The organism is Sorangium sp. So ce381, assembly GCF_051473845.1.
Classification (GTDB): domain Bacteria; phylum Myxococcota_A; class Polyangia; order Polyangiales; family Polyangiaceae; genus Sorangium; species Sorangium atrum.
Genome location: NZ_CP150336.1, coordinates 563915 through 578977, shown reverse-complemented (window position 1 = coordinate 578977; position 15063 = coordinate 563915). Strand labels below are relative to the sequence as shown.

Annotated in this window: 12 protein-coding genes; 8 read left to right on the top strand and 4 right to left on the bottom strand. The window is 71.4% G+C overall.

Annotated elements, in window-relative coordinates:
• Window positions 1-70 precede the first annotated feature (70 nt).
• On the bottom strand, window positions 71-877 hold the full coding sequence (locus tag WMF29_RS02125) for a TPM domain-containing protein (RefSeq protein ID WP_437327242.1): 807 nt from the start codon (window positions 875-877) through the stop codon (window positions 71-73).
• A complete protein-coding gene (locus WMF29_RS02120) occupies window positions 877-1503 on the bottom strand; it encodes a LemA family protein (protein ID WP_437327241.1) in 627 nt (208 codons plus the stop codon). The genes WMF29_RS02125 and WMF29_RS02120 overlap by 1 nt, the downstream gene beginning before the upstream one ends.
• A 220-nt stretch (window positions 1504-1723) precedes the next feature.
• Between WMF29_RS02120 and WMF29_RS02115 the strand changes: the two genes are divergently transcribed.
• The 5 genes from WMF29_RS02115 (at window position 1724) to WMF29_RS02095 (ending at window position 6944) form a co-directional block, all read left to right on the top strand.
• The gene (locus WMF29_RS02115; RefSeq protein ID WP_437327240.1) at window positions 1724-2254 is read left to right on the top strand and encodes an ureidoglycolate lyase; all 531 of its coding nucleotides are present in this window, start codon (window positions 1724-1726) and stop codon (window positions 2252-2254) included.
• 15 nt (window positions 2255-2269) lie between these two features.
• Entirely contained in the window at window positions 2270-3106 is an 837-nt protein-coding gene (locus tag WMF29_RS02110) for a TrmH family RNA methyltransferase (protein WP_437327239.1), read from the top strand.
• A gap of 13 nt (window positions 3107-3119) precedes the next feature.
• On the top strand, window positions 3120-3827 hold the full coding sequence (locus WMF29_RS02105) for a hypothetical protein (RefSeq protein ID WP_437327238.1): 708 nt from the start codon (window positions 3120-3122) through the stop codon (window positions 3825-3827).
• Window positions 3828-4039: 212 nt separating this feature from the next.
• A complete protein-coding gene (locus tag WMF29_RS02100) occupies window positions 4040-6409 on the top strand; it encodes a (Fe-S)-binding protein (protein WP_437327237.1) in 2370 nt (789 codons plus the stop codon).
• 370 nt (window positions 6410-6779) lie between these two features.
• Window positions 6780-6944, top strand: coding sequence for a hypothetical protein (locus WMF29_RS02095; protein WP_157906386.1), 165 nt, complete (start codon window positions 6780-6782; stop codon window positions 6942-6944).
• 70 nt (window positions 6945-7014) lie between these two features.
• Here WMF29_RS02095 and WMF29_RS02090 read toward each other — a convergent pair whose 3' ends face one another.
• Window positions 7015-9378 (bottom strand): autotransporter assembly complex protein TamA, encoded by a 2364-nt coding sequence (locus WMF29_RS02090; RefSeq protein WP_437327236.1) that lies wholly within the window; start codon window positions 9376-9378, stop codon window positions 7015-7017.
• 239 nt (window positions 9379-9617) lie between these two features.
• Between WMF29_RS02090 and WMF29_RS02085 the strand changes: the two genes are divergently transcribed.
• The 3 genes from WMF29_RS02085 to gspC all read left to right on the top strand — a co-directional run bounded on the left by WMF29_RS02085 (window position 9618) and on the right by gspC (window position 13294).
• The gene (locus WMF29_RS02085; protein WP_437327235.1) at window positions 9618-10205 is read left to right on the top strand and encodes a ubiquinol-cytochrome c reductase iron-sulfur subunit; all 588 of its coding nucleotides are present in this window, start codon (window positions 9618-9620) and stop codon (window positions 10203-10205) included.
• The gene (locus WMF29_RS02080) at window positions 10202-11995 is read left to right on the top strand and encodes a cytochrome b N-terminal domain-containing protein (RefSeq protein ID WP_437327234.1); all 1794 of its coding nucleotides are present in this window, start codon (window positions 10202-10204) and stop codon (window positions 11993-11995) included. Before WMF29_RS02085 ends, WMF29_RS02080 begins: the two co-directional genes overlap by 4 nt.
• A gap of 330 nt (window positions 11996-12325) precedes the next feature.
• Window positions 12326-13294, top strand: coding sequence for a type II secretion system protein GspC (gspC, locus tag WMF29_RS02075; RefSeq protein ID WP_437327233.1), 969 nt, complete (start codon window positions 12326-12328; stop codon window positions 13292-13294).
• Window positions 13295-13320: 26 nt separating this feature from the next.
• Here the strand turns inward: gspC and WMF29_RS02070 are convergent, their stop codons facing one another.
• Complete coding sequence (locus WMF29_RS02070; RefSeq protein ID WP_437327232.1) at window positions 13321-14922, bottom strand: serine/threonine-protein kinase; 1602 nt, start codon at window positions 14920-14922, stop codon at window positions 13321-13323.
• Window positions 14923-15063 lie beyond the last annotated feature (141 nt).

Sequence of the window (15063 nt, the reverse complement as noted above, 5' to 3'; positions counted from 1 at the left end):
GGCCGGCGCGGAGGACGACCGATCGGCCTGGTCCGTCCTGCACAGGGTGGAAGAGGCGGCGCGCAGCGGCTCAGTAGCTATCGCTGGATCCGCCCCCGCCGGAGCGACCGCCGCCACCGCCGCCGAACCCGGACCCACCGCCGCCACCGCGGCCGCCGCCGCCACCTCGGAAGAGGAGCGCCTGGAGGACGAGCCACAGGAACCAGCGGAAGGAGGGCGAAATCAGCGCGAGCACGAGCGCCGCCACGATGGCGACGGCCGTCACGCCGATCCTGATCGGCGAGACCGGGGCGGGCGACGGCTGGGCGCCGGGCGCCGGGCGCCGTTCCTCCTCGGGTGTCCCGGCGACGAGCGTCCTGGCGATCTCTGCAGTCCCCTGGTCGATGGCCTCGCGGAATCGATCCTGCCTGAGCAGCGGGTTGATGGTCTGCCGGATGATGTCGTTCGACTGGAGATCCGTGAGCGCTCCGCCCACGCCCTTGCCCGTCTCGATCCGGACGCGCCGCTCGTTCGGGGCGATCACGAGGAGAACGCCGTTGTCGGCCCCGCGCTGGCCGAGCTGCCAGGTGTTGAAGGCCTTGTAGGCGACGTCCTCGATCGTCTCGCCTTCGAGGGATCCGGCCACGAAGGCGACGATCTCGAACCCCGTCTCGCGGCGGATGCGATCGAGCTTCGCGTCGAGAGCGCGGATGTCGGACGGCTCGAGCCGTCCAGCGGTGTCGACGACGTGCCCTGTGAGCGTCGGCGGCGTGAAGTCGGCGAGGGCCGGCCGCGCGACGAGCGCGCAGACCAGCGCGAACGCGGCCGCGACGGCCCTGGCCACGGCCCGCAGCCGCGCCCCGCCCATGCCGATCCGGCGCATCGCCGCGCCCCTCATCAGAACGAGACCTTCGGCGCCGACTGGACCTCGGGAGACGCGGTGAAATAGACGCGCGGCTTGAACGGCTGGCCCGTCGCCTTGTTCACCACCTGGCCCCGGATCTTCAGGAGCTCCGCGTTGTACTCGCGCGCCGCCTGGTTGTACTCCTGGCGCGCCCGGAGGATCCGGTTCTCGATTCCCTCCAGCTGGATCTGGAGGCTGTGGAAGGCCTGGTTCGCCTTGAGATCAGGGTATTGCTCCTGCACGACGAGGAGCCGCGAGAGCGAGCCGCTGAGCTGCTCCTGCGCCTTCTGGAAGGCCTGCACCTTCTCCGGATCCGTCAGATCGTCGGCCTTGAGCTGGACGCTTGTCGCGCGGGCGCGCGCCTCGGCGACGCTCGCGAGCGTCTCCTCCTCGTGCTTGGCCGACCCCTTCACGACGGCCACCAGGTTCGGGACCAGGTCGTAGCGCCGCTGGAGATCCGCCTCGAGATCGGACCATTTCTGGGCCGCGATCTGATCTTTCTCGACCAGCACGTCGTAGCGCTGGCAGCCGACGATGGACGTCATGACGGCGAGCACCGCCAGGAACAGGGAGGCCACCGCGAGGCGCTTCCGAAATGTCGATTTGTGAACAATCCGCATGACTGGCTCCAGGGTCGCTTGCATTACCCGTCGGGTAAGCGTCGCGAGACGCCTTGCAAAACCCGGCCCCATGTCGCGAGCGGCGGGCTGGCGTGCTGCGGCGCCCCCGCGACGTGATACCTTTTCCCTGTCGTGCCCTCGGTCGGCGCGCGCCATGCACCGTGCAGGAGGGCCGCAGGGAGGCCACACGCGTGGCGCGCCGCCACAGTCGCCCATTACGATGAGCCACCGCCCGCGCATCGCAGCCCATTCGCTCAGCCCTGCAGCTTATGCGCCGTATGGCGACATCCTCATGGCCTCGCCGCACGGCGAGCCCGGGAGGCCTGCCAACCAGGGGACGGCGCGGCGCTTCGATCACCTCGCCGCGATCGAGAACCTCCGCCCCGGGCACGCCTCGCTGAACGTCTCGGTGTTCCGCTGCGCCCCGCGCTCGAGCTTCCCGCTCCCGATCGCCCTGCTCGAGAAGCACCCCGGCTCGACCCAGGCGTTCGTGCCGATGAGCGCGCGGCGCTACCTCGTCGTCGTGGCGCTCGGCGGCGACCGGCCCGAGCTCGCGACGCTCGGCGCCTTCATCGCCCACGGCGCCCAGGGGATCACCTATCGCCCCGGCGTGTGGCACCACCCCATGATCGCGCTCGACGCCGAGGCCGACTTCGTCTGCCTGTCCTGGGAGGACGGCTCTCCCGGCGACTGCGCCGTTGTCGAGTACGCAGAGGGCGAGCGGATCGCGGTCGCGATCGACCTGCTATAGAGGCGCCCCCCCGCCATGCGCCGCTCGACCCCCAATTGCTCGTTCGTCGCGCAGGAGCAGCGAAGGCTGCTCGCCGCGCTCGACTCCCTCGACGTCGCCGACGTCGCCCGCATCCTCGAGGAGTTCGTCACGGACGAGCGCAGGGCCCGGCTGCGCGGCGTCATCGCGGCGCGGCTCGACGCCGTCACCGTGGCCATGGATGCGCCGCACGATCCGCACAACGGGGCCGCCGTGCTCCGGTCCTGTGACGCGTTCGGCTTGCAGCGGATCCACATCATCGAGCGGGCCGAGCAGTTCCTCGTCTCGAACACGGTCTCGCGCGGCTCCGAGCGCTGGGTCGACGTGCGCACGCACGCGACCACCGAGGCCGCGGTCGCCGCGCTCCGCGCCTCGGGGCACGAGCTCGTGGCGACCCACCCGGAAGGCGAGCTCACCCCGCGCGACCTCTCGAGCATCCCCCGCCTCGCGCTGGTCCTCGGCAACGAGCGCGACGGCATCCGCCCCGACCTGGCCGCCGCCTGCGCCCGCGCCGTGCGCGTCCCGATGCGCGGCTTCGCGGAGAGCCTCAACGTGAGCGTCACCGCGGCGATCCTGCTCGAGCACGCGACGAACGGCCGGCCCGGCGACCTCCCGGAGCCCTACCGGATCCATCTCTATGCGCGCGCGCTGGTGCTCACCGTCCCCCACGCGGCGGAGATCCTGGCCGCGCGGGGCATGCACCTCCCCCAGCCCCTCGGAGGAACGCCGCCCCCTCCCCCGAAGCCGCGCGGCCCCAAGCCGCGGAGGCCGCCCGCGCTGCCCGTGCTCGAGCCGCGCAGCGCCGGCGCCCCGCGCGAGCCTGAAGGCGGATAACATGCAGCTCCCCATGCGAAGCCCCGGTCCCCCGCGGCGCGAGCCGCGCGCCCGCCGCGACGCGACGCGCCTTCCGGCGCCTCACGGCCTCCGCGCGCGCCTCGCCCGCGCGGCAATCGACGTCGCGCACGTCGCGCGCGTCTCGCGCGGCGCGGCCGCCCTCGCCCTGCTCCTCGCCGGCTGCATCGAGGTGCCGCCGCCCCCGCCCAGGCCGGCCCTCCAGCCGAAGGACATCAAGGTCTCCGAGGGCGTCGGGCTCGAGATCGCCTGCACACCGACGGGGGTCGAGCTCTGCTTCGACGCCCGCGACAACAACTGCAACGGCGTGATCGACGAGGGCTGCGGGCTCCACACCGGGATCCTCCAGTTCACGATCGCGTGGGAGGAGCCCGAGGCCGACGTCGATCTCAACGTCTATGACCCGGCGGGAGAGCTCGCGCGCGTCGGGGAGCCGACGGCGAGCGGCCTCATGAAGGATCGCGACTGCCCGCGCGTGAGCGGCGAATGCCAGGAGCAGAACGTGGAGAACGTCTTCCTCACCGAGGGCGAGCCGGCGCGGGGCCGCTACCGCGTCGTCGTGCGGCTCGACAAGCTGAACGACGCGACGGCCCCCATCCGCGTCCGCCTGAGCGCGCGGGTCGGCCAGCGCTCGTACAGCATGGCGCTCGATCTGTCTCCCGCCGCCGCGACCGAAGAAAAGAGCGTCGAGTTCACGCTCTGAGCCGCCCACGCGGCGCGCCGCCCGTGCCCCCGGCGCCGCGCGAGGAGCCACCCCAGCGCGCGCCGACGTATCCGCCCTTGCAAGAACAGAAATCCGGCGAAGGACCTCCGCGCGATCCATCGCCGCCGCGCGGTTGACGTCCGGCAGCCGCCCACCTTAAAAGATGTGGCCATTTTGCACCTGGAGACGCCCCGCGAATGAATCCCACGTGGATGCTCACATTGCTCGTCGGCCTCTTCGCCGCCTTTGCGTGGAGCGCCAGCCGGCGTTGGCAGCTCCTCAAGGTCGGGCGCGGAGAAAACCGGCTCGACCGGATCGCCGAGCGCCTCAAAGGCACCTGGGAGTACGCCTTCCGGCAACGGAAGATGGGTTACTACCCGCTCGCCGGGCTGGCGCATAAGCTCATCTTCTTCGGATTCCTGGTTCTCCTGCTCCGGACGCTGATGCTGTGGGGGCGCGGCATCGACCCGTCGTTCGACCTGTGGATCCTGGGGCACGAGCCGGTGCGGCTTCCGGGCATCGGCGCGGTGCCGCTCGGCGGAATCTACGAGTTCGTGAAGGACGTCATGGCCACGCTGGTCGTGATCGGCGCGCTCGTGTTCATCTACTACCGGGCGATCAAGCGCGAGCGGCGCATGACCCTGTCCGGCGAGGGGCTCCTCATCCTCGGCATCATCGTCACGATGATGGTGAGCGACATGCTCTATGACGGCGCCGCGCTGGTGCTTCACCACCGCTGGTCCACGGCGGCGTGCGGCCCCGCGGACGCGGCGCTCTGCGAGCGCGTCGCCACCGTGACGGCCCCGTTCGCTGGCGTCCCCGCGGACCCGGCGGCGATCCGCTGGCACCTGTTCCCGGCCCCGGCGGGCTCGCTGTTCGCCGTGCTCCTGAGCGGCGTCAGCCCGGGGACGCTCGTCGTGCTCGCGCACATCGGGTTCTGGACGCACGTCACGCTGGTGCTCGTGTTCCTGAACCTGCTCCCGCACTCGAAGCACTTCCACATCATCACGTCGATCCCGAACGTCTTCACGCGCAACATCGAGGCGCGCGGCCGGCTGCCGCTCGTCGCGGGCAGCGCCGAGGCGATCGGCGAGATGGTCATGAAGGCGGCCGAGGAGCCCGAGAAGGCCGCCCCGGTCGGCGTCTCGCGCATCGAGGATTTCACCTGGAAGGCGATCCTCGACTTCTACACGTGCACCGAGTGCGGCCGCTGCAGCGACAACTGCCCGGCCCACAAGACGGGCAAGATCCTGAGCCCCAAGCAGCTCACCCTGGACCTGCGCGATCACCTGTACGGCCGAGAGGGGGAGTTCATCAACAGGCCGGGCGGCCCGCGCGGCGCCGGCGACGGCCACGCGGCCCAGGCGAACGGGCAGGCCACCGACGGGGCGGCGCAGGACGGCCAGGCAGCGGAGGCGGCGGAGACGCAGGAGGGCGCGGAGCAGGCGGCCCCGGAGAACCCGGTCCCGATCCCCGAGGTCGCGTACAAGCCGGTCGACCTCGTGGCGAACGTCGTCCATCCGGACGTGCTCTGGGCCTGCACGACGTGCCGGGCCTGCGAGGAGCAGTGCCCGGTGATGATCAGCTACGTCGACAAGATCGTCTCCATGCGCCGCCACCTGGTCCTCGTGAAGGGCGAGTTCCCGGCGGAGCTCGGGAATCCGTTCAACGCGATGGAGGTCAACGGCAACCCCTGGAACCTCGCGCGCCTCGACCGCGGCAACTGGGCCGAGGGGCTCGAGATCCCGACCATGGCCGAGAAGCCGCAGGCCCCCGTGCTCTACTGGGTCGGCTGCGCGGCGAGCTACGACGACCGCGCGAAGAAGATCGCCCGCGCGACCGCCAGGCTCCTGAAGGCCGCCGGCGTCGATTTCGCCATCCTCGGCCAGGAGGAGACGTGCACCGGCGATCCGGCGCGCCGCGCGGGCAACGAGTACCTCTTCGCGATGCTCGCCGAGCAGAACGCCGCGACCCTGAACGGCTACAAGGAGCAGGGCGGCATCCGGAAGATCGTCACGACCTGCCCGCACTGCTTCAACACGCTCGCGAACGAGTACCCCGACTTCGGCGCGAAGTTCGAGGTCGTGCACCACACCGACTTCCTGCTCGGCCTGGTCGCCGAGAAGAAGCTCGTCCCCAGCAAGCCGGTCGAGGGGAAGGTGGTCTTCCACGACTCCTGCTACCTCGGCCGCTACAACGACGTGTACGAGCAGCCGCGCGACATCCTGAAGCGCATCCCCGGGCTGCAGCTCGTCGAGGCCGAGGGGTGGAACCGGCAGAAGGGGCTGTGCTGCGGCGCCGGCGGCGCGCAGATGTGGATGGAGGAGCAGAACAAGGACCGCGTGAACGTCAAGCGGACACTGCAGCTGCTCCAGACCGAGGCGAAGACCATCGCGACCGCCTGCCCGTTCTGCCAGACGATGATCACCGACGGCCTCAAGGATCAGTCCAAGGAGGAGTCGATCCGCCAGCTCGACGTGGTCGAGCTGCTCGAAGAGAGCTGCGCTCTCGACCGCTCGGCCGGCAGCCGCTCGGCCGCCGCCCAGGACGCCGCCGAGACGGCCGCGTCCGCCAGCGCCTGATCCCGCCGAATTCCGTCACTATTGCACGCTGGAACGGTACGCCCTGCGGTCCATGACGCACCGTTCCAGCGCGTTCGCCCACATGTGCGCCCTGGAGCAGGCCTGATGGTGTTCAGGCGCAGCCTTCTCGTGCGTCCCGTCTCGGCCTGAGCTAGATTCGGCCCTGCCGCCGGAGGTGGATGTGATTGAAGGCGCTCTGAAGGGGACCCCGAACCTGGACCCCTGCCCTACGCCGGAGGGGACCGCAAGTGCGGATTACCGGCTCACAGGGATACTGGCCCATCCGATTTGCGTCTCGGTCGACGCGATCGCCGACAATGCGCTGCGCGCGCGTCAAGCAGCCTCAGGCGCAACCGAGCACCGCTGCGACGTGTGCGACAGGGCCATCGCGGGCGAGCCCCACGGGCGCGGCCTCTACGTGTGGTCGCGCGGCGACGAGCTGCGGTTCGAGGAGCCTGCCCTGTGCTGCCTCTGCTCGGTCGCCATCGGGATGACCGCGCTGTCCGCCTGGAACGTCGAAGAAGAAGAGGGCTGATCGCCCGCGGCCTGCGCCGGAGGCGCGGGCCCCACCGCCCTCCGTCGCCCGCCGGACGGATCACCGCACGTCAGAACGCTTCGCCGATCGCCAGGTTCACGGCGATAGGCAGCACATCGAACAGCTTGCCCGGGTGCCGCTCGTCCTCGGGCCAGCCTGCTGCTTCTGTCTCATTGCAAACACCGAGCACCTGCAAGCAGGGGATGCGGTAGCCGACGTCGAAGCGCAGCGGTCCGACCGGCGTGACGTAGCGCAGCCCGAAGCCCGCCGAGAGGTGCAGGCGCTGCGCTCCCGAGCGGAACAGCCGGTGCTCCCGGGTGACATCGCCGGCGTCGGCGAAGATCACCGTACCGAAGCTCTCGCCGAGCGGTATCCGCAGCTCCAGGCTCGTCTCCCACAGCAGACGGCCTCCGATGGGGACCAGCGGGGCCTCCTCGTCGGTGCTGCCGCCGGCTGTCAGGCTCGGCACGCGGGCGTGCGGGCCGACCTCGTTGTACCCGTATCCGCGGTTGCTGGTCGCGCCGCCGCTGAAGAACCCACGGAACTGCATCAGCTGAAGGTCGGCCCCCACGTCTCTCCGGCAACGGTCCCTGTCCACGCCCGCGAGGGCGTCGCACTGGGCAGGATCCACGGAGGCGTCGCCGTAGCGGCCCGTGAACAGCCACCCGGTCATCAAGCGGAAACCCAGGGTCCATCTCCTCGAAACAGGGAGGTAGGCACGAAACTCGGGTTGAAGGCGGATGTCGCGCGCGGAGTGAAACCGCTTGTCCCGCTCGTCCTGCGCCTTCTCGCCGACCAGGGCCTCCGCGATCGCGGTGTCGAACCCCAGATAGCCGGCCAGCTGCGTGTCCAGCGCGATGTAATAGCCGTGATGGGGGGTGACCCTGTCGGGCTTCCCCGCCTGGTTCAGGCGGCGGTCATAGGACACCTGCGCCTGGAGGTAAGGGATGAAGAGGGTCCCGAACCCGGAGGGCAGCCGCGCCGAATTGTAGGTGAACGGGCTGTTCAGCTGGACGTTGTAGAGGAGGGCCGCGTTCAGGTCCGATTTCAGGAAGGGCCGCTCGACGCCGATGGACCCGACGTACTCGCGGTAGCCGACGATCGCGTGCTCCGGAGCCTCCTGGGCAGCACCTGGTGCAGCTCCTGACCCCCCCTCGCCGGCGCCGCCCTGCTTGTCCGGCTTGGTGCAGAACTCCCCTGTCTGCGGGCAGTAGAGCTTGAACGAGCCGCGCAGCACCGCGGCCGTGCGCCGCTCGATCGCCCCGGGCTGGCGGAGCTCGGACCGGAGCTGGATCTCCGGCAGGAGGCGGAACGTGTCCCCGAGCTCCTTGCCGAACAGGTTCGAGAACTCCACCGGATAAAAGACGAGCCCCGGCCGGGCCTCGACGCTGAAGCGGCGCAGCCCCCCGAGGAAGTTGCGATCCTCCCACCCGGCGACGAGGTGCGCCTCGACGCGCGAGCCGACCTCGGCGCCTCCGCCCAGCCTCACGGCGCGCAGCGCGGACGGCTGCACGGAGAACGTCACGGGGACGACCGGGTTCCTGGGCTGTCCGGGCGGCGCGAGCTCGGGCTTCACGGCGACGGCGCCGAACACGCCGAAGTCGGCGAGCGCCTGCTCTGCGTCCGCCAGCTCCGCGGTCGAGAAGCGCTCGCCCTCCTCGATGCCGATCGCCGTCCTGACGGGCGCCTCGGGCAGCTCGCCGAGCCCCTCCAGCTTGACCTTGCCGAACCTGCACTCGGGGCCGAGCTCGATCGTGTAGCGGATGCGCGCCTCGTTCTTCACGAGGTCGACGTCGACGTGCCCCTCCACGTTCGCGTAGGCGAAGCCGCGGTCGGTGAGGACCCGGAGCAGGCGCTTCTTGAGCTCCTCGTACCGAGCCTCGTCCATGCGCTCGCCGACCTTGAGCTCGCCCTTCGCCTCGGTCACCGGCCGGTCGATGTCCCTGCCCTTCTCCAGGGTCCAGTCCCGCCACGCGAGATCCACCGACGCGATCTTCACCGGCGCGCCCTCGGAGACGACGATGCGCACCCGCACGCGCCCCTCCTTGCCGGGGCCGCCGAAGCGCTGCACCCGCGCCGCGCGCACCCGCGCGCCGTAGAACCCGCGCGCGCGGTAGTACCGCTCGATGCGAGCCAGGTCCCGCTCGAGGACGAACCGGTCGAACCGCTCGTACTCGACCGTGAGCGCGTCCCAGATGCTCAGGATCGGCACGGGCTCGAGCGCTCCGGCGAGGAGGCGCGAGCTCTCGGCCGTCGCGATCCGCGCGGCGAGCTCGTCGCCGCTGATCACCTCGTCGCCCTCGAACGAGACGTCCTCGATGGCGCACCCGCTGAGGTCGGGACGCGTACACGCCGGCGGTTGACGCGAAGCGGCACAGGCGGAGGCCCCGAACACGGCGAACATCACGAGCGCTGCGGCGATGGGGCGAGGCATCGGGACAACTGAAGGAGAACTTTCGGCTGTGCCGGCCGAAACGCAATCGCCCCGATGTGCGCGATGGCGAGGATTCAACGTTACGCCTGTGTTTTCGATATGCTGCGTCCGCTTCGTCCGCCGAGGGTCCCGCTCCAGTCTGGGCGGCATTCGGAGAGCGGCGCGAGCGAGGGAGAGCCTACGAGATGGCAGAGCCGACGCAAAAGGAACCTGGTGCCGGTGGGTACCTGGGACATGGATTGCCGCACGAACCTGGGCCTCACGGGGTGCCCGCGGGCGCCGGCGCGCCGTCCGCGGGCCCCGCCCCCGAGGAGCGGCGTGGCGCCCTGAAGGCGCTCGTGGCGATCGGCGGTCTGGCCTGCGCCGGCGCGATCGCCGTACCGGCGGCGAGCTTCATCGCGGCCCCCGCCGCAGGCAGCGCCGGCGCCGCAGGCGGGCGCGAGCGCTGGGTCCGGGTCGGGCGCCTCGCGGACCTCCCGCCGGGCGAGCCGCGGCGGCTCAAGGTGATCGGCGAGGAGCGCGACGCCTTCACGGTCGCGAAGGACCAGATGCTCGGCGCGATCTGGGTCATCCGGGAGGGCGAGAAGATCCGCGCGATGAGCGCCACGTGCCCGCACCTCGGCTGCGGGATCGAGCTCAACGACGACAAGAAGAGCTTCAACTGCCCGTGTCACGCGTCGCGCTTCGGCCTGTCGGGCGCGCCTGAGACGGGGCCGTCCCCGCGCGCCATGGATCCGCTGGCGACGAGGGTCGTCGACGGCTGGCTCGAGGTCGACTTCCGGCGCTACCGTGACGGGGTCGCCGACCTCCAGGAGATCGCAGGATGAGCCTCGGCGACTGGCTGAACGAGCGCATAGGGCACCGCGAGCCGCTGCGCCGGTTCCTCGACGAGCCCATCCCTGGCGGCGCGCGCATCGGTTACGTGTGGGGAGGCGCGCTCGCGCTGCTGCTGCTCATCGAGGCCGTCACGGGCGCGCTGCTCATGTCGGCCTACGCCCCGAGCGCGACGACGGCGTGGGCCAGCGTCGCGCACATCAACTTCACCCTGCGCGCCGGGTGGCTCATCCGAGGCCTCCACTACTTCGGAGCGCAGGCGCTCGTCGTCCTGGTCGCGATCCACGTGGCGCGGATCGCGCTCCACGGGGCGTACCGCGCGCCGCGCGAGATCGGCTGGTTCCTGACGCTCGGCCTGCTCGGCGTGATCCTCGGCTTCGCCTTCACGGGCAACCCGCTCCCGTGGGACCAGGACGGCTACTGGGGCGCGCGCGTCGAGACCGGCATCATGGGCTCGGTCCCCGTGGTCGGGTCGTTCACGCAGCAGCTCGTCATCGGCGGGAGCTCGCTCGGGCACCTGACGCTGACGCGGCTCTACGGCCTGCACGTCTTCGTGCTGCCGGCGGTCATGGCCTTGCTGCTCGCCGCGAGCTTCGCGCAGTTCCGCAGGCACGGCTTCGGCGCGCCGCACGGCGCCGACCTCGGCAAGGCGGATCGGTTCTACCCGAAGCAGCTCGGCCTGATCCTGGTGGCCGTGGCGCTCGTGCTGGTCGTCGTGTTCGATCTCGCGGCCATGGAGCACGGCGCCCCGCTCGAGGCGCCCGCGGATCCCGTCAGCGACTACAACGCCCGCCCCGCCTGGTACTTCCGCCCGCTCTTCGAGCTGCGCAAGTTCTTCCCTGGCTCGCTGGAGCTCATCGCGACCGTCGGCCTGCCGGGGGTCGTCGGGCTGTACCTCGCCCTGCTCCCGTTCATCGACAGGAAGCCCGGCCCGCTCCGCGCGCGGCTGCCGGCGCTCGCGCCGCTGTTCTTGATCGGCCTCGGGGCCGTCGGCCTGCTGGGGAAGTCGCTCGTGAAGGACGCGAAGGACGAGGCCTTCCAGCGCTCGGAGGCGCAGAGCGCCGCGCGGACCGCGCGGGCGGTGGCGCTGTTCAAGCAAGGCGTCCCGCCCGAGGGCGCGCTCGCGATGCTCCGGAACGACCCGGAGACGCGCGGCGAGGACCTCTACAAGAAGGAGTGCGCGAGCTGCCACCGGCTGAACGATCTCGGCCCGCCCAAGGAGAAGCAGACGGCGCCGGATCTCACGGGGTTCGGGACGAAGGCCTGGGCGCTCGAGGTGCTCAAGGATCCCGACGCCGACCACCTCTTCGGCAAGACGGCGTTCAAGGAGATGATGCCGTCTGCGGTGAAGCCGCCCGCGGATCCCGAGGCGGCGAAGGTGTTCACGCCGATGAGCGCGGCCGACCAGGAGACGATCGCCGCGTTCCTCGAGGGGCAGGCGCGCGGGGAGCCCGGCGCCGGGACGCCCGGAGAGAAGATGGTCCGGCAGCGGTGCACGAGCTGCCACCGGCTCGACGGCAAGACCGACGACGAGGAGTCGGCCGCCCCCGAGCTCCGCGGCTGGGCCTCGGTCGCGTGGATCGAGGCGCAGATCACGAACCCCGGCAGCGGCAAGGCCTACCCGCCGGCAGCCATGGCGAAGGATCTGGAAGGCCACATGCCGGCGTTCGAGGAGAAGCTCTCCGCGAGCGACCGGAAGGTCCTCGCCGCCTGGGTCTACCGCCGCGGCCGCGGTGAGTCCGGGACGACGGTCGCCGCCAAGGCGCCCGACAAGAAGCCCTGAGCGAGCCGCCCGCCGGCGCTCGCTGCCCCCACTCTCCTCCTCCCGATCACCCTCTCGATGAGCGCCGCCGCGGCGCGCGCTCGGCGCTCGCGCGGCTCGTGGACGCGCGCCGATCCGTTCGGGTCAAGGCGCGCGCTCCGACAGGCTCGCGCGCGGGGCGCGCGATCTGCCAGGTGGGCGCGCGGGCGCGACGGGCCGGCACGCGCGGTGCTGCGCGTCCCGAGAGGGAGGGTCGGTGGCGACATTGTGCACGGTCGCCTCCACGCCGGCGTGCGCGCGGCGCCCGCCTCGAGCGCGGGCGGCGATCGAGCCCCAGAAAGAGCAGGACCCGTGGACCTGGATGCGGCTGTAAAGCACCACTTCCTGTGGATCGCGGGCACGATGATCGCGTCCGCCGCCTACTTTCAGGCGTCGGGGGTGTCTCACCTGCTCGGGAAGACGATCATCCCGGACAGAGCCGCCAGGCTCTCTTCCACGCCCCCTGCGCCTCACCGCGCGCTGCGCGACGGCCTCCACGCGACGAGCGCCGAGGCGATCCTGCAGCGCAACCCCTTCGACTCGGCGACGGGGCCGCTCCTCCGGCCCCCGGGCGGCGCTCCCGAGGAGCGCGCGCCCGTGGCGCACGGCGATCCGTGGAGCGATCCGACCTGCGACGCCGGACGCGTGGTGCTCATCGCGGCGTCGCAGGACGCCGCGTGGTCCTTCGCGGCCATCGAGGGGCCCGACGGGCAGACGCAGCTCCGCCGGCTCGGCGGCGACGCGGCGGGAGGCACGCTCACGCGCATCGCGTGGGACCGCGTGTGGATCACCGCGGGCGGCGCGCGCTGCCAGATGCAGCTCGGCAAGGCCGGCAAGCTCGGGAAGGGCGCGCGCGAGGAGGCGCCCGCCCCGCAGCCCCGGCCTCAGGCGAGGCCGGTCGGGAGCAACGACAACCTGAACACGATCCCGCCGGAGATCGCCGCCCGCATCCGGCGGGTGAGCGCCACGGAGTTCAACGTCGACCGCGCGGCGGTCGATCAGATCCTCGAGCAGCAGGCGCTCCTCATGCGCTCCGCCCGGGTGATCCCGGAGCGGCGAGGTGACCAGGTCGTCGGGCTGAAGCTCAGGATCAGGCGAGGCTCGCTGCTGGAGACGCTCGGGCTGGAGAGCGGAGACACCCTGAGGTCGATCAACGGCTTCGACGTCACCGATCCCCAGAAGGCGCTGGAGGCCTACGCGCGGCTCCGGACCGCGAACCGCCTGTCCGTCGCGATCGAGCGCGGCGGACAGCTGATGACGGTCGACTTCAACATCCGCTGAGGACCTGCGCCGGGCGCGCGCGGAGCTCAGCCGAAGGCGTCGACGGCCGCCCTGGCCGCCTGGCCCGAGAGCGACGGCGGCGCGACCGTCTCCCACCACGCCGCCGCGTGCTGCTCGGTCCAGTCGGCGTCCATGTGGAGCGCGGCGAGCCGCTCGGACAGCTCGCGCGCCGACTGCGGCCGCCGCGCGGGATCCTTCTCGAGGCAGTCGAGCACGATGCGATCGAGCGCGGGCGGGATCGCGCGCGCCGCGCGCTTCGAAGGCGCGACGGGCGCCTCCGTCGCGTGGAGCAACATCGTCTTCATCGACGTCTCGGCCTCGAACACGAGGGCGCCCGTGAGCAGCCAGTAGGCGACGCACCCGAGCGCGTAGATGTCGGTCCGGCCGTCGATCGGGCGGTCGCCAAGCACCACCTCCGGGGCCATGAACGCGGGCGTGCCGGTGATCGCGTTGTCCGCGGTCAGCTTGGAGGGGTCCGCGTCCTTCTTGCGCTGGGCCACCAGCCCGAAATCGAGCACCTTCAAGAAATCGAGATCTGCGCCGTAGCGGCACAGGAAGAGGTTGGCCGGCTTGATGTCCCGGTGCACGAAGAAGGCCCTGTGCGCCTCGTGGAGCGAGTGGCAGGCCTGCCGGAGCAAATGGACGACGCGCGCGGGCGGCTGCGGGCCGTCCAGCTTGACGAGGGTGTCGAGGTCCATGCCGTCGAGCAGCTCCATCACGTAGTAGAACGACCCGTCGCGGGCGACGCCGAAGTCGAAGATGCCGATCGTGTGCGGTGATCGGAGCGCGGCGGTCGCCTGCGCCTCGCGCTCGAACCGCGCCTTCGCGTTGCCGTTGCTCGATGGCTCGCCCTGGAACGCCTCTGGCCGGATCAGCTTCACGGCCGCGGGGCGGGCGAGCATCCGGTGCTTCGCCCGCCACACCTCGCCCATGCCGCCGCCGCCGAGCCGCTCGACGAGCCGGTAGCTGCCGAGCTCCCGCGCCGCGTCGAGCTTGCGCCCCAGCCCGAAGACGACGCGCGACACGAGGACGGAGAGCGCGAGCGCGATGACGCTCGGGAAGAACCGGCGGAACATCGCCTCGCGCGAGGGCGGCTCCATGAAGCCCGAGCGGACGAGCACCCAGAGGCAGGCCGGATCGGTGAGGATCGCCAGCGTCGAGGTGAACAGCGTGCGCACGCTCGGGGCGGGGACGATGATGGGGAACATGAGCACCCAGACGGCCACCGGCGGCCATCCCGGCAGCATCGGCCCCTCCGGCCACGGCTGCGCGTTGGAGATGACCGAGAGCAGCGCGGCGCCCAGGACCTTGTAGGCGAACGAGAGATCGACGATCCGCGGCGGCGACAGGAGCCCCCTCCGCGCGATGACGAAGAGCGCGGCCGAGACAAGCATGAACGGCAGGAAGACCGCGACGCGGATCGGGTAAGGGCCGAGCTCGAGGCCCGGGATGAGCTCCGACACGAGGAAGCCGAGGGCGCCCGCCACGATCGTGCAGAGCGCCATCCACGCGACGCGCCTCGTCGCCTCCTGCTCGAGGTCCGGCGGGAGGCGCGGCGACAGCCACTCCCAGCGCGGCCTCGCGCAGGTCTTGCTGGCGTCGGGGCCGAGGAAGACGGTCTCGCTCATGGAGTCGCGCGCGAGGCCCACGGCCTCATCCGTTCTGCTCTAGGGGAGGACGCAGGCCGCGGGAATAGAAGAGTCGCGCGCGAGGCGCACGCCTCTCGGCATGCGCACGGCGGCGCTCCTTGGAGTACGGGCGGACGCGGC